This window comes from Agromyces mariniharenae, from assembly GCF_008122505.1.
Taxonomy (GTDB): Bacteria; Actinomycetota; Actinomycetes; order Actinomycetales; family Microbacteriaceae; genus Agromyces; species Agromyces mariniharenae.
This window is the reverse complement of record NZ_VSSB01000002.1, coordinates 86,346-103,559: the sequence shown is the minus strand read 5'-3', so window position 1 is coordinate 103,559 and position 17,214 is coordinate 86,346. Positions and strand designations below refer to the sequence as shown.

The window sequence follows — 17,214 nt, the reverse complement described above, 5'->3', positions numbered from 1 at the left end:
GCATCCGTCGCGGATCGGTGCGGCGACATCCCCGCACGCGTCGCCCCGTCTCGGACCGCCACCGTGGCCCGGACCTCGCTAGGAGCGGAGCGTGTGCGAGGGCGGCCGTCCATGGACCGCGCCGTACTGCCGGGCGAACGCAGCGGGGTCGCGGTAGCCCCACGTGCGGGCCACGGCGGCGACGGTCGTCGTCGCGGCATCCGAGCGCGTGAGCTCGGCGTGCGCACCGGCGAGCCGTGCGCGACGGAGCAGGTCTGCGGCGGTCGAGCCCGTGGTCGCACGCAGGAGTTCGTCGAGCGCGGTCGTCGGGACGCCCACGGCACGGGCGACGTCGTCGGGCGTGATCGGCTCGTGGGCGTGGTCCTCGACGTAGGCCAGGGCTCTCCGGCTGAGCCGCTGCCGGGCGCGGAACGACGCGAGACGCACGTCGGGGTCGCCGACGAGCCGGAACGCCTCGAGGGTGACCATGGCGAGGTGACGGCGCGTCGTGGCGTGCACGATCGGCATCGTGTCGAGGGCCGGGTCGCGGAACACCGCGGCGGCCATCGCGGCCGTCGCCACCCAGAATCGCTCGAGCTCGGGCGACACCGGGTCGGGTCCGTCGAAGCGGACGTCGGCGTCGGGCATGCCGTACGCGTCGGCAGCGTACCCGGCCATGGCCGCAGCGTCGAAGCTCATGAGCCGGAGTTCGGCATCGGACTGGCGACTCCGGATGCGGTCGCCCGGCTGGCCGAGGAAGGGCTGGTTGCCGCTGCCGCACTCCTCGCCGACGGTCCACGCGAACTCCCCGGCGGTCGGCAGCACCACGAGCACCTCGCCCTCCATGTCGGACGCCCCTTCGAAGCTGCCGTCGAGGCGCATCCTGACCTCGTTCACGCCCGCGTCGCCGTCGAGCTCCTGCGTGAACCTGCCGAAGGAGCTCAACTGCTTCAGCTCGCTTCCCGGGTAGGTGTCGCGCACGACCTGGTCGGCCACCCCGGGATCCCTGGTCTCCCAGTGCCAGTGCACCACCTCGGCGGTCATGCCCGGCCCCGATGCAGCGTGGCCCGCGGCGTTTCGCCGAAGAGAGCGCGGTAGTCGCCCGCGAAGCGGCCGAGGTGCGCGAACCCCCAGGTTCGGGCCGCGGATGCCACGGTGGTGTCCGCATCGGGATGTCGCAGCTGCTCGCGCGCGCCGTTCAGCCGCACCATCCGGAGGTACTCGTAGGGCGTCGTGTCGAGGTGGCGACGGAACGCGGCCTGGAGGCCGCGCAGCGAGAGGCGCGCGGCATCCGCGATGTCGGCGATCGTGATCGGCTCATGGGCGTGCTCGTCGACGTACGCCACCGCCCGCTGCGCACTTGCCGGCATGGCTCCGCGGCCGTCGACCGGACGATGCGACGACGGTGGGAAGAACACGGTGAGGAGCATCCGCACGCACAGCTCCTCGGTGGTCGCGCGGATGAGCTCGTTCTCGAAGGCTCCCTCGGCGCGGAAGAAGTCCCGCACGAGGTAGTCCTGGAACCGGTTCCACTGGTCGGCGAGCGCCTGCGACGGCGCCTGCACCAGGTGCTCGCCGTTGGGCCGCTCGTCGGAGTGGACCCGCAGCGCGACGTACTCCTCGAGCGTGTCAGCGGGCACGAGCATGGCCTGCGCGTCGACGCGCTCCCAGGTGCCGGCGAGCGGAACCCCGGGCAGGATCAGGACGGGTCGTTCGGTCGTGCTGACCGCGCGTCCGTCGGAGAGCGACATCGGTCGACCGATCGTCCTCGAGATCACCGCGCCCGGCGTGCTGTCCTGGCCGGCCGAGGACCCCATCGAGAACACGAACTCGACGAGGTTGAACCGCGGGTCGCCGTCGAATCGCTCCTCGAGGATCAACGACGTGTCGCCGCGTGGACGGTGGACGCGGATCGATGGGTAGATCGCCCGCAGCCGCGCCTCGGCCTCGTCGAGGTCCACCGTCGTGGCGTGCAGGTGCGTGACGGCCACGGCGTCCCCTCTCCGGACGCGCATCCCCGTCCCATTCATCCGCATTGCGCATGCTTTTCACACCGGATCGCACCAACTGTCCCGCATTCGGGGGGATTCCCGACGCGGGGCGTACTGTGAGCCACAGGGACGGACTATCCGAGATCCGCAGCAGGTCGCTGTGTCACGCGGGTTCGCGTTTCTGGAAAGCCGGACGTCCACCATGGGAGCACTGCACCTTGACGGCGTGGGCCCGATCGTCATCGATGATGAACTCCTCGATCACGTCTTCACCGTCATCACCACGAAACTGCGCCGACATGAGCCCGTCCTGCTCAGCTGGGCCGACGAGGTCGGCCAGGAGCAGCGGGTGTTCATCACCCACATCACGTTCCTCCGGGCCGAGTTCGACTCGGTCGCACGCTCGCCGCGCGACAAGCACTGGCTCGACCGGTTGATGATCGCGGTCAACAGCAATGCCGGCCTGTCGCTCAGCGCCGCCATCGCCGACCGCGACACCAACCGGATCCCGACGGAGCATCTGCCGTCGCGTCCGCGGACGGCGGGCGTCGCGACCTCACCGGCCGCCTGAACCCGCGCCGCGCAGCCTCGAGACCGTCCCGGTCGGATCGGCGACCGGGGTTCCGGAGTGCCTGGATCCCCCGCCCGACCGGCCACGGAGGCTAGCGAGCGCCTCCGGCGCGGTCAATCCCCTGACATCCCGCGCGCCGGATTCGTAGCGTGGAACACGGTCGGCCCCGCGGCTCGATGACCTGTGGGCCCACATGGGATCCGGCCGCGAAGGGCGGTGATGATGACCGGTTGGAACATGGACACGCTCGCGAACACGGCGGGGCCGGGTGCGGTGACGATCGTGGAGGGGACCTCCTTCTGCGTCTCCGGCCCCAACGGCGACATGGCGCCCGAGCTCCCGCACGGGGCCTTCTACCGCGACACGCGCGTGGTCTCGAAGCTGACGCTGCTCGTCGACGACACGCCGGTGGAGCCGCTCTCCTCGATCACGCCGCATCCGTATCGCGTCGTCATGGTCGGACGGGCCGGCCACGTGCCGGGACGCGCCGACACCCCGCTGATCGTCGAGCGCGACCGCCGGGTCGGCGCGGGGCTCCTCGAGACCATCACCCTGCGCAGCTTCTCCCGCGACCCGATGGCCTTCCGCGTCGAGGTCGTCATCGAGGCGGACTTCGCCGACATCTTCGAGGTGAAGGAGGGTCGCGGCGCTCGGCGGCCGAAGCGCATCGAGTCCGAGGGACCGGGTCGCTACCGCATCCGCTCAGCGAACGCCGAGAACCACGGCCTCCTGGTGATGGCGGAGGGCGCCGAGCTCGTCGGCGACCGTCTCTCCTTCGACGTCGTGCTCGACGCGCGCGGCGAGTGGTCGCGCACCCTGCGGGTCGTCCCCGCCGACGAGGTGCCCGACCTCGCCGCAGCACCCGACGCCGAGGAGGACGTGCTGACCGAACCGGCGCGACGATTCCTGGCGTGGCAGTCGGGGTCCCCGGTCTCGTCGCTCGAGGACGACGCGATGGAACGCGTCATCCGCCGGAGCCAGGAGGACCTCGGGGCGCTCCGGATCTTCGATCCCGACCACCCCGACCGACCGGTGGTCGCCGCGGGCGTGCCGTGGTTCATGGCGCTGTTCGGACGGGACTCGCTGCTCACCTCGCTCATGGCCCTCCCCCTCGATCCGGCGCTCGCGCTCGGCACGTTGCAGACGCTCGCCGGCCTGCAGGGCGAACGGGAGGATGCCTCGTCGGAGGAGCAGCCCGGCCGCATCCTGCACGAGGTGCGACTCGGCACCACGACGAACCTCGCGCTCGGCGGGCGGTCGGTCTACTACGGCACGATCGACGCCACCCCGCTGTTCGTCGTGGTGCTCGGCGAGCTCGCCCGCTGGGGCGGACTCCCCCATGACGCCGACGACCTGCTCGCGGCCGCGGATCGCGCGCTCGACTGGGTGGACCGGTTCGGCGACCGCGACGGCGACGGCTTCGTCGAGTACGCGCGCCTCAACGACCACGGCCTGGTGAACCAGGGCTGGAAGGACTCGTGGGACGGCATCAACTTCGCCGACGGCTCGCTCGCCGAGGCGCCCATCGCCCTGTGCGAGGTGCAGGGGTACGTCTACGACGCGTTCCTCGCGCGCGGGATGCTGGCGAAGCTCCGCGGCGACGACGAGGCCGCCGAGCGGTGGACGGAGCGCGCGGCCGAGCTGAAGCGCGCGTTCAACGACGCGTTCTGGCTCCCCGACCGCGGCTGGTTCGCCGTCGCGCTCGATCGCGACAAGCGACCCGTCGACGCCGCCACGTCGAACATGGGGCACTGCCTGTGGAGCGGCATCGTCGACGACGACAAGGCCGGGGCCGTCGCCGAGCGCCTGCTCTCGCCCGAGATGTTCAGCGGGTGGGGCGTGCGGACGCTCGCCACCGACATGGGCGCCTACAACCCGGCGAGCTACCACAACGGCTCGGTCTGGCCGCACGACAACGCGATCGTCGCCGCCGGCCTCATGCGCTACGGGTTCGTCGAGGAGGCCAACCGCATCGTCTCGGGCCTGTTCGAGGCGGCGTCGTACTTCGGCGGACGGCTGCCCGAGCTGTTCTGCGGATTCGACCGGGAGCGCTATCCCGAGCCCGTCGCCTACCCCGCCTCGTGCTCACCGCAGGCGTGGGCGGCGGCGACCCCGCTCTCCCTCCTGCGCACGACGCTCCGGTTCGACCCGTCGCTCCCGACGGGCGAGGTCTGGGTCGCCCCGACCTCGGCGGAGACGTTCGGCGACATCCACCTGCGCAACGTCCCGTTCGCCGGGCGTCGCATCTCGCTGGACACCTCGCGGTCCGGCACGTCCGTCGCCGGTCTGCCCGCCGGCGTCACCCTGCACCGCGAGCCGATCCCATCGGCCCCGGTGGCCACCCGAAGGGAGCACACATGAGAATCGGCATCATCGCGCCGCCCTGGATCCCGATCCCGCCCCCGGCCTACGGCGGGATCGAGTCCTTCATCGACACGCTGGCGCGCGCACTCGACGAGGCCGGCCACGAGGTGGTGCTCGCGGCATCCGCCGACAGCACCTCGCCCGTGCCCAAGCTCGACGGCTTCGAGCCCTCGGACCCCGAGACGATGGGCGTGACCGCGCACGAGCTGCGGCACCTGCTGCGCTCGTTCGCCGGCCTCGCCGACGTCGACGTGATCCTCGACAACACGCTCGCCGGGCCGATCATCGCGAAGTCCGCGACCGACGTCCCGGTCGCGACCGTGGCGCACGGACCGCTCATCCCGCTCGAGCAGGAGCTGTACCTGGCCGCGGCATCCGAGGTCGCGTTCGTGGCCATCTCGCACAACCAGGCATCGCTCGCCGCGCCGGTGCCGATCGCGCGCGTCATCCACCACGGCATCCGCGTCGAGGACGTGCCGGTCGGGCCCGGTGGCGACACGGCCTGCTTCGTGGGCCGCATGCACGCGTCGAAGGGCATCCCCGAGGCGATCGAGGCGGCGGCCATCGCCGGGATCCCCCTGCGAATCGCCGCGAAGATGCAGGAGCCGGCCGAGGAGGAGTACTTCGAGGAGGTCGTGCGGCCCGCGCTCGGGTCGAACGCGGAGTACCTCGGCGAGCTGTCGGCCGACGAGAAGTACGCGCTCATGGGCGAGTCCTGCGCGCTCCTCAACCCCATCCAGTGGGACGAGCCCTTCGGCCTCGTCATGATCGAGTCGCTCGCCACGGGCAGTCCGGTGGTCGCGACGCCCCGCGGCTCGGTGCAGGAGATCGTCGAGGAGGGCCGCACGGGGTTCGTGCGCGGAACCCCGCAGGATCTCGCGGATGCGCTCCGGCGCGCGGGCGAACTCGATCGCGCGGCATGCCGCGAATCCGCCGAGACCCGCTTCTCAGCGGCCCGGATGGCGGCCGACTACGTCGCCCTGTTCGAGGATCTCGTGCACCGCCCTCATCCCGTCGACCGCGCCGGAGCCGCCCGACCGGCCGCGGTGACCCTCGACGGGCTGAGGTCCGCGGAATAGGGCAGGAAGGGGCACGGTCAGACCGAGCCGCCGCCGAGGTCGCCGAACAGGAAGCCCGCCCGCTGCTCCCGAGCCTTCCGCTCGACCTCGAGCGGGTCGAGGTCCGACCCGTCGTCCGCCAGGACCGGGCCGCCCGCATCCTCGGCGGCGAGGTCGACCGGATCGGCCTCCTGCCGGAGCTGCTCGTCGGCGGCATGCTCGACGAGGGCGGGGATGTACTCCCGCACCTTGCCGTCGGCGAGCCGCGCCGACGCTTCATCCACGACGGCCTCGACCCGCTCCCGGCCGAGTGTCGGGAACCGCTCGACGAGGCGGTCGACGACGTTCCGAATGGCTGCCTGCTCGACGGGATCCTCCATTCGTGCATTCTCGGCTCCGCGGCATCCGTGGCCAACCCCGCCGAGGTGAACGGCTCGTGAACGACCGGACGCACCGCCGCGGCCTCGCCGGCACGACGCGGGCGGAATCCTTGAGGCCCGAAAGTGCCCACCGTAGGATGCGAACGTGGTCGAGGACAACCGGGGGGCGGTCTCCGCTTCGCCTGCGCTCGACCGCGAACTGCTGGATGCCAAGTTCAACCCGCCGCCGCCGCGACCCGGACTCGCGAGTCGCCGGACCCTCGTCGATCGCGCGGTCGGCAGCGGCGCGCGCGTCGTCGCGGTCACGGCCCCGGCCGGCTACGGCAAGACGACGCTGCTCGCTGAGTGGGCGTCGACCGATGCCCGCCCGGTCGCCTGGGTGTCGCTCGACCGCTTCGACGACGACCCGGCCGCGCTGCTCACCCTGCTGGCGATGGCGTTCGCGCGGATCTTCCCCGACGCCGCCGAGGTGGTCGCCGAGATGCGCGGCCAGGGCGCCTCGGCGCTGGGTCGCTCGGCGCCCCTGCTCGCCGCCGCGATGTCGGATGCCGCCGTCCCGTTCCTCCTCATCGTGGACGACCTGCACGAGGCCGATTCGCCCGCCTGCCAAGACGTGCTCGAGGTCGCGCTCGCCGGTGTCCCCGACGGCTCCCAGGTCGTGCTCGCCGGCCGGCACGAGCAGGCCCACCTCGCCCGGCGCCGCGTTGAGGGCTCGGCCTTCGAGATCGGCGCAGAGGGGCTCCGAGCGGATGCCGCGGCAGCGCGCGTGATCTTCGCCGGCGCGGGCGTCGACATCGCCGATCCCGAGCTCGACGCGCTCGTGGCACGCAGCGAGGGATGGCCGACCGGCCTCTTCCTCGCGGCCCTGCTGGCGCGCGACGGCGGCGAACCGGCATCGGTGACCGGGGACGACCGCTTCGTGGCCGATTACCTCTACCGGGAGTGCGTGCGGAGCCTGCCCGAGGATGCGCAGCGGTTCCTCCGTCGCACGGCGATCCTCGAACAGCTGTCGGGACCGGTCTGCGACGCGGTGCTCGACCGGTCCGACTCGGGCGCCCTGCTGCGCGAGCTCGAGGCGCACGGGCTGTTCCTCGTGCCGCTCGACCATCGACGCGGCTGGTACCGGTACCACGCGCTGTTCCGCGAGTTCCTGCTCGGCGAGCTCGCGGCGTCCGAGAACGGCTCCGCGATTCGACTGCACCTCGCCGCCGCCGCGTGGTACGAGGAGCACGGGCTCCCCGCCCAGGCGATCGAGCACCTCCTGGCCGCCGGGGATCGGACCCGCGCGGCCCGCCTGGTGGCCGCGCTGGCGCGGCCGACCTACCTGGTCGGCCAGGTGAGCGTCGTCACCAGGTGGCTCGCCGAGCTCGGCGACGCGGCCATCCAGGCGTACCCGCCGCTCGCGATCCTGGCGGGCTGGGCGGCGGTGCTCACCGGCGCCCCAGCCGAGGCCGAACGGTGGGCCGCCATGATCGAGCGCATCCGCTTCGACGGCGGCGACGACGAGGACCTGCCGATGTTCGAGTCCGCGCGCGCCATGCTGCGGACCGCCATGTACACGCACGGGCGCGAGCGCGCGATCGCCGACGCGACGCTGGCGGTGGCGAGCGAGCCGCCGTGGAGTCCGTGGCGCGACCTCGCGCTCTACCTCTCGGGCGAGGTGTCGCTGCTGAGCGGCGACGTCGACGCCGCCCGATCCTCGTTCGAGGAGGCCGCGGCGCTCGCGCCGCAGGTCGGGGTCACCGACGCCGTGCTGCTGAGCGAGGCGGAGCTCGCGATCCTCGCGGCGCAGGACCACCGCTGGACGGACGCGGAACGTCACGCCGCCGTCGCGCTCGACGCCATCGACGCCGTGCACATGGAGGGCTATCCGACGACCGCACTGGCGCTCGCCGTCGGCGCCTCGGTCGCGATCCGCCGCGGCGACCGGTCGGCGGCCGAACGCCTGCTCGCCCGCGGCATGCGCGCTCGGGTGGGCTGCACCTACGCCATGCCCTTCGTGTCCGTGCGGGTCCGGCTGCAGCTCGCCGTCGCGTTCACGGCGTCGGGCGATGGCGTCACCACGAACCACCTGCTTCGGGAGATCGACGACCTGCTCGACCGCTGCCCCGACGTCGGCGCGCTCGCCGACGAGATCGCCGCGTTCAAGCACGAGGTCCTCGATCAGCCCGCGGCCGGCAGCACCCCTTTGACCCCGGCCGAACTGCGCCTCCTGCCTTACCTGCAGACCCACCTCACGCTGAGCGAGATCGGCCGTCGCCTGTTCATCTCGCGCAACACGGTCAGCTCGGAGGTCGGATCGATCTACCGCAAGCTCCAGGTCACCACGCGAGGAGAGGCGGTCACTCGTGCCGTTGCGATCGGGCTGCTCGGCGCGTGAGCTTCCCGATCGGCGAATCACCGGCGGGCGCGACGGAGATCAGAACGTGTCGTCGGGCGCGAGTCCCACGTCGCAGCCGAGGGCCAGGGCGAGCTTCGGGGCGGCCGCGACGACGAGCGGGAGCCCGATGACCGGGACGACCCCGGCGAGCACGTCGACGATCTCGCTCGGCGACGCCCCGGCGCTCACCGCGGCATCCGCCTCGGCGCCGAACGACGGCTCGGGACCGCCCACGGCCACGAGCGCGGCGATCCGGACGAGTGCGAGCGTCCTGCGGTCGAGCTCGACCGCCTCCCCGACCTCCGCGCCGAGGCGCTGGTCGTTGATCGTCAGCCGGCGCAACCGTTCGGTGTAGTCCACCAGGGCCCCTCCCGTCGACATCCGGCATCCGTGAGTACGCCGACATTCCATCCGACGGATGCCCCGCCCGCATCACGCGAATCGCGTGATCCACGGCATCGAACGGCTTCACGCGATTCGCATGATGTGCCCCCGGCGAACGCCGCAGTAGCGTTCGGGCGACGGCGTGTCCGACGTGGACGACGACCGCACGACGAAAGGCAGGACGATGAACTTCTGGGAATTCCTGGTCTGGCTCTTCTGGGTGTACATCCTCTTCGCGTGCATCTGGATCTTCATCTCGATCGTGATCGACATCTTCCGCGACCACACCCTGAACGGGTGGGGCAAGGCGCTGTGGCTGATCTTCCTCGTGTTCCTGCCGTTCCTGGCGGCGCTGGTCTACCTGATCGCGCGCGGGCGCGGGATGGCCGAGCGCAACATGGCACGCGTCCGAGACGCCCAGCAGGCGAACGCCGACTACATCCGCAGCGTCAGCGGTTCGGCCGCCTCGCCGACGGCCGAGATCGAGAAGGCGCAGCAGATGCTCGCCGCGGGAACCATCACGCAGGCGGAGTTCGACGCCCTCAAGGCGAAGGCGCTGGCCGCCTGACCGCGGCGGACGGCTGCGGGGGTTCGGGTTCGTGGGGAAGGACGGACGTGAGATGACGGACGAGACACGCGATTCGGTGATCGGTTCGCCCCTGCCGCCGGTGAGGACCTTGCCGTTCCCGCCGGCGGCATCGGGCAGCATCGCCGGACGCACCATGCAGGAGTCCACCTACAGCCCGAAGCCGCCCGACCATCACCTGCCGGCCGACGCCCCGAACGTGCTCATCATCCTGATCGACGATGCGGGGCCGGCGCTGCCGACCACGCTCGGCGGTGCCGTGCGCACGCCGACGCTCGATCGGGTGCGCGCGCGGGGCGTCGGCTACAACCGGTTCCACACGACGGCCATGTGCTCGCCGACTCGGGCGTCGCTGCTCACCGGCCGCAACCACCACCGCGTCGGCAACGGCCAGATCGCCGAGCTCGCCAACGACTGGGACGGCTACTCCGGCCACATCCCGAAGAGCAGCGCGACCATGGCGGAGGTGCTGCGGCAGTACGGCTACGCCACGGGCGCCTGGGGCAAGTGGCACAACACGCCGGCCGAGGAGACCACGGTCGCCGGGCCGTTCGATCGCTGGCCGACCGGCTACGGGTTCGAGTACTTCTACGGGTTCCTCGCCGGCGAGGCATCCCAGTACGAGCCCAACCTCGTGCGCAACACCACGTCGGTGCTGCCGCCGAAGACGCCCGAGGAGGGCTACCACCTGAGCGAGGACATCGCCGACGACGCGATGGCCTGGCTGCGGAATCACAAGGCCCTGAAGCCCGACCAGCCGTTCTTCATGTACTGGGCGACGGGCGCGCTGCACGGCCCGCACCACATCATGAAGGAATGGGCCGACCGGTACGCGGGGGCCTTCGACGACGGCTGGGACGCCTACCGCGAGCGCGCCCACGAGGGCGCGAAGGCGGCCGGCTGGATCCCCGCCGACGCGGAGCTCACCCCGCGGCCCGAGAGCCTCGCGGCGTGGGACGACATCCCCGAGCACCAGAAGCCGTTCCAGCGCCGCCTCATGGAGGTCGCCGCCGGTTTCGGCGAGCACGCCGACGTGCAGGCGGGCCGGCTCATCGACGAGCTCGAGCGACTCGGCTACGGCGACGACACGATCGTCGTCTACATCTGGGGCGACAACGGGTCGTCGGGCGAGGGCCAGAACGGCACCATCAGCGAACTGCTCGCGCAGAACATGATCCCGTCGACCGTCGACCAGCACATCGCGGCGTTGGAGGAGCTCGGCGGGCTCGACGCGCTCGGCACGCCGGCGACCGACAACCAGTACCACGCCGCCTGGGCATGGGCGGGCTCGTCGCCGTACCAGGGGATGAAGCTGCTCGCGTCGCACCTCGGGGGCACGCGCAACCCGATGTTCGTGCAGTGGAACGGCCGCATCGAGCCCGACCCGGTGCCGAGGACGCAGTTCCACCACGTGGTCGACGTCGTGCCGACGATCTACGAGATCATCGGCATCTCCCACCCCGACTCCGTCAACGGCATCCCGCAGGACCCGATCGACGGCATCAGCCTCGCGTACTCCATCGACGACGCGGATGCCGCGGGCCGCCGTCGCACGCAGTACTTCGAGATCATGGGCAGCCGTGCCGTCTACTCCGACGGGTGGATGGCGTCCGCGCTCGGGCCGCGCCTGCCGTGGGTGCCCGGCGCACCCCCCGGCATCGCGACGTGGACCCCCGATCAGGACCCGTGGGAGCTCTACGACCTCGACCACGACTGGAGCCAGGCGCGCGACCTCGCCGCCGACCATCCCGAGAAGCTCGCCGAGCTGAAGGAGCTGTTCGCGATCGAGGCGGCGCGCAACGACGCGCTGCCCATCGGCGGCGGGCTCTGGGTGCCCGCGCTGCACCCCGAGGACCGGATCAGCCCGCCGTACACCGAGTGGGAGCTGAGCGGCGACACCGTGCGCGTTCCCGAGTTCTGCGCCCCCGCGCTCGGCAACCGCCCGAACACGGTCACCATGCGGGTGCGGCTCGGCGATCGGGCGAACGGCGTGCTCTACAAGCTCGGCGGCGCGGGCGGCGGTCTCACCTGCTTCTTCGCCGACGGCGTGCTCACGTACGAGTACAACCTCTTCCTGGTCGAGCGCACGGTCATCGCGTCGGCGTCGCCGATCCCGGCGGGCGACGACGTCATGATCGAGGTCGAGACGACGTACCTCGAACCCCGGCCGGGCGGCCCGTTGCGGGTCGTGCTCCGCGTGGACGGCACCGAGGTCGGCTCGGGCACCGTGCCCGTCAGCGCGCCGCTGCTGTTCTCGGCGAACGACTGCCTCGACATCGGGCGGGCGTACGGCGGGGCCGTTTCGCGGCACTATGCCGACCGCATGCCGTTCGCGTTCGACGGCCGCATCGACCGGGTGCACATCGCGTACGCGGTGCCGCAGGCGGCCGGCTGAGGGGCTCCGCGCACGCCGAACCTGGGGACCGAGGCGTGCGCGGGGCCGGGCGCGGGACACTCCCCCCGGATCCCCGAGCCGATGCCCGACCCGTGTGGAGAACCAGGCGGATCCGCGAACGGTTCACCGCGTGATGCTGCCGGCGCATCGAGCCGAACGGTCGGGGCGGCCAGCGGCGGCGGCCGTGCATTCCGCATCGACCGCCGCCGCCTCCCCGGTTCAGTTCAGCTGCTCAGCGCCTTGGCCTTGAGCTGGTCGTACTCGGCCTGCGAGATCGCGCCCGAGTCGAGCAGCTGCTTGGCGCTCGCGATCTCGGATGCCGCGGAGGTTCCGCCGCTGCCGGCGACGCTCCGGATGTACTCGTCGTTCGCCGCCTGCATCTGACGCATCTCCCCCGCTCGCCGCTCGGCCATCGAGCCGCCGCGCGCGATGAGGTACACCAGCGCGGCCAGGAACGGCAGGAACACGAGGAAGATCACCCAGCCGGCCTTGGCCCAGCCGTTCAGCGACTTGTCGCGGAAGATGTCGATGAAGATCGTGATGAAGATCCAGATGCACGCGATCGCGATGTAGATCCAGAAGAGCCAGACGAGGAAATCCCAGAGACTGTTCATCGTCGTACCTTTCGTCCCTCGGCGTCATCCGTCGCGCCGAACCTGCCCTGACGCTAGACCTCGCCGGAATCGGATCGCAACACCCCCGAACGGATGACCTGATCACCCGCCCGGACCGTCCCACCGCGGCACGCGCGGGAGCTCGTGGCGCACCGCGGGACCTTCGCCCCAGCCGCGTCCGCCGGGGCCCCGAAGGCTGGTCGTGGAAGGGAGAACACCATGAGTGCGCTCGTGATCTACGAGTCGATGTTCGGGAACACCCGTCGGATCGCCGAGGCGATCGGCGAGGGCCTGTCGGAGTTCACCGAGGTCCGGGTCGAGCCCGCGGCATCCGCCTCGCACCAGACCGTCGACCTGGTCGTCGTCGGCGCCCCCACGCACGCCCATTCACTGCCTCGGGCAGCCTCGAGGGCGGATGCCGCGAAGTGGGCCGCCGACCCCGAGAAGCACCTCGCGCTCGAGCCGGGCGCGGCCGAGGCGGGCGTGCGCGAGTGGGTCGATGCGGTCGAGGACGCCCCGGGCGCGTGGGCCGCGTACGGGACGCGCGTCGACATCCCCCGGATCTTCTCCGGCGATGCCGCCGCGGGGATCGAGCGCCGGCTGCGGCGCCAGTGGCCGCGCCCTGCGGTCGAGGCCGAGTGCTTCCTCGTCACGACCGACAACACCCTCGTCGAGGGCGAACTCGAGCGCGCCCGCGAATGGGGCGGGAACCTGGGCAGGACCGTCTTCGCCATGCAGGCCTCCGCGTCGGGCTGAACTGCACGCAGGCGGCGCTGGTTTCCGGGCCGCGCCGGACGTGGCCGACGACGTCGGCCCGTCACCCCGGCGGTTCGCGGCGCTCGAGCTCGTACACGGCCGCCTGAGTGCGCCGCTCGAGGCCCAGCTTCCTGAGCAGCCCCGAGACGTAGTTCTTCACCGTCTTCTCCGCGAGTCCGAGGCGCTCGCCGATCTGCCGGTTGGTGAGCCCCTCGGCGATGAGCGCCAGCACCTGCCGCTCCCTGAGCTGCAGGGAGCCGAACCTCGGATCGTCGCGATCGCCCGACTCCGCCCCCTCCGCGAGGTGCCGGGTGGCCGCGGGGTGCAGCAGTGAGCGACCGGATGCCACGGCTCGGATGTCCTCGAGCAGGCGCGAGCCCGAGACGTTCTTCAGCACGTAGCCCGACGCTCCTGCAAGCACGGCGGACATGGTCGCCTCGTCGTCGTCGTAGGCGGTGAGCATGAGGCAGCGCACTTCGGGATGCCGCGAGCGGACCTCGCGGCAGAGCTCGACGCCGTCGCCGTCAGGCAGTCGCACGTCGAGCACGGCCACGTCGGGGCGCGTCGCCGCGATGCGGGTCAGCGCGTGGGTGACGTCGCCGGCCTCTCCGACGACCTCGAGGTCGGGCTCGCGATCGAGGAGCTCGGCGATGCCGCGACGGACGATCTCGTGGTCGTCGACGAGGAAGATGCGCGTCACAGGGGTCCTCCGATGGCATCGGGGTCGGCTTCGGAGCGAGCCCCGGGCGAGGGGACGCGCCATTCGACCTCCGTCATGCCGGGGGCGGAGTCGATGCGCAGGGTGCCCCCACGACGCTCCGCTCGGATCCGGAGGTTGTCCAGCCCGCTCCGCCGGCCCTGCTCGGGGATGCCGACGCCGTCGTCATCGACCACGACTCGAACCCAGGTGGGGTCGACCGTCACGGAGATGCGGATCTGGTCGGCGTCGGAGTGACGGGCCGCGTTCGTCAGGAGCTCCCGGACGACCGCTGCGACGTCGTCGCCGAGGGAACCGTCGATGACGAGGTCGACCGGGCCCGAGAAGCTCACCGGCACGGGATGCGGGAATCCCGACGACCCCTCCGCCACCAGGTCGAGGATCCGGTGCCGCACCGATCGCTTCGGCCCGCGCGGTCGCAGGGCGAAGATGATCGTGCGGATCTGGGCGATCGCGTCGTCGAGCGTGGAGATGGCACCCTGCAGGCGAGCCGCGGCATCCGGCTGCGCATCGCCGGCGAGCGACTGCAGTTCGAGCCCCACGCCGAACAGCTGCTGGATGACGTGGTCGTGGAGGTCGCGGGCGATCCGGGACCGGTCCTCGCTGAGCTCTTCGCGCTGCCGCTGCTCACGGGCCTCGGCGAGCTCGATGGCGAGGCCGACGCGGATCGCGAGGTCCCCGGCGATGTCGAGCTCGGCCGGGGTGAACGACGCTCGGCCCGGTTCGCGGGCGAGCGCGACGACGGCCCAGACCGCGTTCGCGTGGGTGAGCGGCACCGTCATGACCGGGCCCGCGGCCCCGTCGCGGACGATCGCGAGCGCGTCGACGGCGGAGGCGTCGCGGCTGCCGGGGACGACGCGCGCATCGCCCGACTCGAAGCTGAGCCCGGCGGCGGTGTCCATCGAGGACAGGGCACGACCGGCCAGATCGTCGGCGCCGGAGCCCCGCGCCTCCGCGATCCGCAGCGTCAGGGGCTCGGCGCCCGCGAGGAGGATGCACACGCGGTCGGTCGTCGACCTGGCGGCGAGCTCATCGGCGAGCAGCGGCAGCGCGGCCGTGCTGGCGGTGTCGAGCAGCGCGGACGCGATCTGCGCCGACGCCGCCGTCCACTGCTGGCGCAGCAGCGTCTCGTCGTAGAGCCGCGCGTTCGCGATCGCGAACCCCGCGGTCGCGGCGAGCGCGGACACGAGCTCCTCGTCGGCATGGCTGAACTCGCCCGACCGCGGTTCGGTGAGGTAGAGATTCCCGTAGACCTCGTCGCGCACGCGTACCGGGACGCCGAGGAACCCCTCCATGCGCGGATGTCCCACCGGGAAGCCGACCGAACGCGGATCGTCGCTGAGGTGCCGCAGGCGGATGGGCCTCGGATCGTCGATCAGGGCTCCGAGGATGCCGCGTCCCTCGGGCAGGTGGCCGATCTCCGCCACCTGCTCCTCGGGGATCCCGACGTGGATGAACGCCTCGAGCCCGCCGTGCTCGGCGATGACACCCAGCGCGCCGTACCTCGCGTCCACCAGCTCGACAGCCGCCTGCACGATGCGCTCGAGGACGACGGGAAGGTCGAGCGGCTCGACGACGGCCTGGGTGGCCCGCAGGAGGGACCGCAGCCGATCCTGCGAGTGCACGATCTCGCCGGCGCGGTCGACGAGCTCGTGCAGGGCACGATCGAGCTCGGACCCCGGGTCTCCGGGGAGGGAGCCGGGGGTCCGCTGACCGGGCATGGCACCTCCGGGACGACTTGAGCGCAGGCTACCACCGGGCCGGTCGGGTCGGCAGTCGAGCGGGGGACCAAAGGCCCGCCGCCGCGACCGGGCGGGCGCGAACATGGGCGCATGCCGTCCTCGTGGTCCGCCGCGACGACGGCAGCAGCGACTGGAGCCGGGAGGCGGGCCGATGGATCCGACGATTCTCGTGGGCATCGACGGGTCGGTCGCGAGCCGCGCCGCCATCGCGTGGGCGATCGCCCGCGCCGGCGACCTGGGTGCCGAGGTGTTCCTGATGAACGTGGTCGACGACGAGTGGGGCACGATCAGCGACCGTGACGTGCGGGAGCTGCGCAGCGACGCCGAACGCCTCGCCGCCCGTGAACTGGCGTTCGCCCGCCAGGCGACCGACGGGGTGCCGGTGTCCGCGGGTATCGACGTCGGCGCTCCGATGCTCGAGCTCGCGACGTCGGCCTCGGCCTACGAGTCGGTCGTCATCGGCTCGCACAAGACCGGCTCGTTCCACGGGCACGCGCTCGGCGCGCGCGGCCTCCAGCTCGCGGCGATGTCGCCGGTCCCGGTCGCGGTCGTCACCGCGTCGGCCGGCAACGGGCGGAGCGGCGTGGTCGTCGGCGCCGGCAATGCGCCGGGCTGGATCGGAGCGGTGCGCTTCGCGATCCAGGAAGCGGCCCGCCTCGGCCAGCCGCTCACCGTGATCCGGTCCGACCGCGACCTCCCGTTCGACGACCGGTCGCTGTCGAGGCTCACGGATGCCGCCGGCGAGGCGTCGACCGTCGACGTCGTGCTCCGGCGCTCGACCGCTCCCGCCGGGCAGGCGCTCGCGGATGCCTCGGGGCGGGCGGTCCTCACCGTCAGCGGTCGTCCGACCGAGCCGGGGGCTCGCGGGTTCCGCCCGCTCGGGCGGACGAACAGCGAGCTGCTCCTGAATGCCGGCGGCCCGGTCGTCATCGTGCCGCACTCCACGGCGCAGTGAGCACGACGGCGGGCAACGCCGTGGGACGTTCGACCCATCGGATGCCGCGAACGTCGGCGATCCTGTGGGCATGCCTGCCGAGCCGATCACGATCCACCGCCGCATCCCTCGTTCATCTGATGCGGTCGCGCGGACGGCGTCGCCGCTGACGCTGACGATCTCACCGCTCGATGGAACGGTGACCATCTCGCGGGCACCGGGTCGGGTCCGCGATGGCATCCGGGCCAGCGGACCGGTCTGCGTCCGCGTGACCATCCGCAACGTCACCGCGCACGCGTAGCGGGATCCCGGGTCACTTCGGGAATACCCCATAGGGGTATTGCGTAGATGTCTTTCAAGAC

16 protein-coding genes are annotated in these 17,214 nt (G+C 72.0%); 9 read left to right on the top strand and 7 right to left on the bottom strand.

Annotated features, from left to right (window positions below; all coding sequences use genetic code 11):
- Positions 1 to 78 precede the first annotated feature (78 nt).
- Together FYC51_RS13785 and FYC51_RS13780 are read right to left on the bottom strand one after the other, a co-directional pair.
- A complete protein-coding gene (locus tag FYC51_RS13785; protein WP_148734390.1) occupies positions 79 to 1,023 on the bottom strand; it encodes a helix-turn-helix transcriptional regulator in 945 nt (314 codons plus the stop codon).
- On the bottom strand, positions 1,020 to 1,970 hold the full coding sequence (locus FYC51_RS13780; RefSeq protein WP_148734389.1) for a helix-turn-helix transcriptional regulator: 951 nt from the start codon (positions 1,968 to 1,970) through the stop codon (positions 1,020 to 1,022). The genes FYC51_RS13785 and FYC51_RS13780 overlap by 4 nt, the downstream gene beginning before the upstream one ends.
- A 160-nt stretch (positions 1,971 to 2,130) precedes the next feature.
- Between FYC51_RS13780 and FYC51_RS13775 the strand changes: the two genes are divergently transcribed.
- The 3 genes from FYC51_RS13775 (at position 2,131) to FYC51_RS13765 (ending at position 5,984) form a co-directional block, all read left to right on the top strand.
- Complete coding sequence (locus FYC51_RS13775; RefSeq protein WP_148734388.1) at positions 2,131 to 2,541, top strand: DUF7882 family protein; 411 nt, start codon at positions 2,131 to 2,133, stop codon at positions 2,539 to 2,541.
- A gap of 222 nt (positions 2,542 to 2,763) precedes the next feature.
- Positions 2,764 to 4,902, top strand: a complete 2,139-nt coding sequence (locus FYC51_RS13770; RefSeq protein ID WP_148734387.1) for an amylo-alpha-1,6-glucosidase — start codon at positions 2,764 to 2,766, stop codon at positions 4,900 to 4,902.
- Positions 4,899 to 5,984: a glycosyltransferase gene (locus FYC51_RS13765; protein WP_148734386.1), complete on the top strand. Its 1,086-nt coding sequence runs from the start codon at positions 4,899 to 4,901 to the stop codon at positions 5,982 to 5,984. Before FYC51_RS13770 ends, FYC51_RS13765 begins: the two co-directional genes overlap by 4 nt.
- Before the next feature lie 17 nt (positions 5,985 to 6,001).
- Here FYC51_RS13765 and FYC51_RS19310 read toward each other — a convergent pair whose 3' ends face one another.
- Complete coding sequence (locus FYC51_RS19310) at positions 6,002 to 6,343, bottom strand: three-helix bundle dimerization domain-containing protein (RefSeq protein WP_187432668.1); 342 nt, start codon at positions 6,341 to 6,343, stop codon at positions 6,002 to 6,004.
- A 145-nt stretch (positions 6,344 to 6,488) separates the two neighbouring features.
- Between FYC51_RS19310 and FYC51_RS19755 the strand changes: the two genes are divergently transcribed.
- Positions 6,489 to 8,723 (top strand): LuxR family transcriptional regulator, encoded by a 2,235-nt coding sequence (locus FYC51_RS19755; RefSeq protein WP_148734385.1) that lies wholly within the window; start codon positions 6,489 to 6,491, stop codon positions 8,721 to 8,723.
- Positions 8,724 to 8,762: 39 nt separating this feature from the next.
- Here FYC51_RS19755 and FYC51_RS13750 read toward each other — a convergent pair whose 3' ends face one another.
- Positions 8,763 to 9,083: a carboxymuconolactone decarboxylase family protein gene (locus FYC51_RS13750; protein WP_148734384.1), complete on the bottom strand. Its 321-nt coding sequence runs from the start codon at positions 9,081 to 9,083 to the stop codon at positions 8,763 to 8,765.
- Between the two features lie 175 nt (positions 9,084 to 9,258).
- On the opposite strand from FYC51_RS13750, the gene FYC51_RS13745 reads away from it, so the two are divergent.
- On the top strand, positions 9,259 to 9,675 hold the full coding sequence (locus FYC51_RS13745) for an SHOCT domain-containing protein (protein ID WP_338014707.1): 417 nt from the start codon (positions 9,259 to 9,261) through the stop codon (positions 9,673 to 9,675).
- A gap of 100 nt (positions 9,676 to 9,775) precedes the next feature.
- Positions 9,776 to 12,088: an arylsulfatase gene (locus FYC51_RS13740; protein WP_238476390.1), complete on the top strand. Its 2,313-nt coding sequence runs from the start codon at positions 9,776 to 9,778 to the stop codon at positions 12,086 to 12,088.
- A 224-nt stretch (positions 12,089 to 12,312) separates the two neighbouring features.
- Here FYC51_RS13740 and FYC51_RS13735 read toward each other — a convergent pair whose 3' ends face one another.
- Positions 12,313 to 12,702: an SHOCT domain-containing protein gene (locus FYC51_RS13735; protein WP_148734382.1), complete on the bottom strand. Its 390-nt coding sequence runs from the start codon at positions 12,700 to 12,702 to the stop codon at positions 12,313 to 12,315.
- A gap of 219 nt (positions 12,703 to 12,921) precedes the next feature.
- Between FYC51_RS13735 and FYC51_RS13730 the strand changes: the two genes are divergently transcribed.
- Positions 12,922 to 13,458 (top strand): flavodoxin family protein, encoded by a 537-nt coding sequence (locus tag FYC51_RS13730; protein WP_148734381.1) that lies wholly within the window; start codon positions 12,922 to 12,924, stop codon positions 13,456 to 13,458.
- Positions 13,459 to 13,519: 61 nt separating this feature from the next.
- Here the strand turns inward: FYC51_RS13730 and FYC51_RS13725 are convergent, their stop codons facing one another.
- Together FYC51_RS13725 and FYC51_RS13720 are read right to left on the bottom strand one after the other, a co-directional pair.
- Entirely contained in the window at positions 13,520 to 14,158 is a 639-nt protein-coding gene (locus FYC51_RS13725; protein ID WP_187432667.1) for a response regulator, read from the bottom strand.
- Positions 14,155 to 15,897, bottom strand: coding sequence for a sensor histidine kinase (locus FYC51_RS13720; RefSeq protein ID WP_148734379.1), 1,743 nt, complete (start codon positions 15,895 to 15,897; stop codon positions 14,155 to 14,157). The genes FYC51_RS13725 and FYC51_RS13720 overlap by 4 nt, the downstream gene beginning before the upstream one ends.
- 172 nt (positions 15,898 to 16,069) lie before the next feature.
- On the opposite strand from FYC51_RS13720, the gene FYC51_RS13715 reads away from it, so the two are divergent.
- Complete coding sequence (locus FYC51_RS13715; RefSeq protein ID WP_187432666.1) at positions 16,070 to 16,873, top strand: universal stress protein; 804 nt, start codon at positions 16,070 to 16,072, stop codon at positions 16,871 to 16,873.
- A gap of 70 nt (positions 16,874 to 16,943) precedes the next feature.
- Complete coding sequence (locus FYC51_RS13710) at positions 16,944 to 17,153, top strand: hypothetical protein (protein WP_148734377.1); 210 nt, start codon at positions 16,944 to 16,946, stop codon at positions 17,151 to 17,153.
- Positions 17,154 to 17,214: the final 61 nt, after the last annotated feature.

Bases quoted from the DNA above. Each gene is read 5' to 3' on its own strand.
- FYC51_RS13720 (WP_148734379.1), bottom strand. From the start codon at position 15,897: ATGCCCGGTCAGCGGACCCCCGGCTCCCTCCCCGGAGACCCGGGGTCC.
- FYC51_RS13735 (WP_148734382.1), bottom strand. From the start codon at position 12,702: ATGAACAGTCTCTGGGATTTCCTCGTCTGGCTCTTCTGGATCTACATC.
- FYC51_RS13730 (WP_148734381.1), top strand. From the start codon at position 12,922: ATGAGTGCGCTCGTGATCTACGAGTCGATGTTCGGGAACACCCGTCGG.
- FYC51_RS13765 (WP_148734386.1), top strand. From the start codon at position 4,899: ATGAGAATCGGCATCATCGCGCCGCCCTGGATCCCGATCCCGCCCCCG.
- FYC51_RS19310 (WP_187432668.1), bottom strand. From the start codon at position 6,343: ATGGAGGATCCCGTCGAGCAGGCAGCCATTCGGAACGTCGTCGACCGC.
- FYC51_RS13785 (WP_148734390.1), bottom strand. From the start codon at position 1,023: ATGACCGCCGAGGTGGTGCACTGGCACTGGGAGACCAGGGATCCCGGG.
- FYC51_RS13710 (WP_148734377.1), top strand. From the start codon at position 16,944: ATGCCTGCCGAGCCGATCACGATCCACCGCCGCATCCCTCGTTCATCT.
- FYC51_RS13715 (WP_187432666.1), top strand. From the start codon at position 16,070: ATGGATCCGACGATTCTCGTGGGCATCGACGGGTCGGTCGCGAGCCGC.
- FYC51_RS13770 (WP_148734387.1), top strand. From the start codon at position 2,764: ATGACCGGTTGGAACATGGACACGCTCGCGAACACGGCGGGGCCGGGT.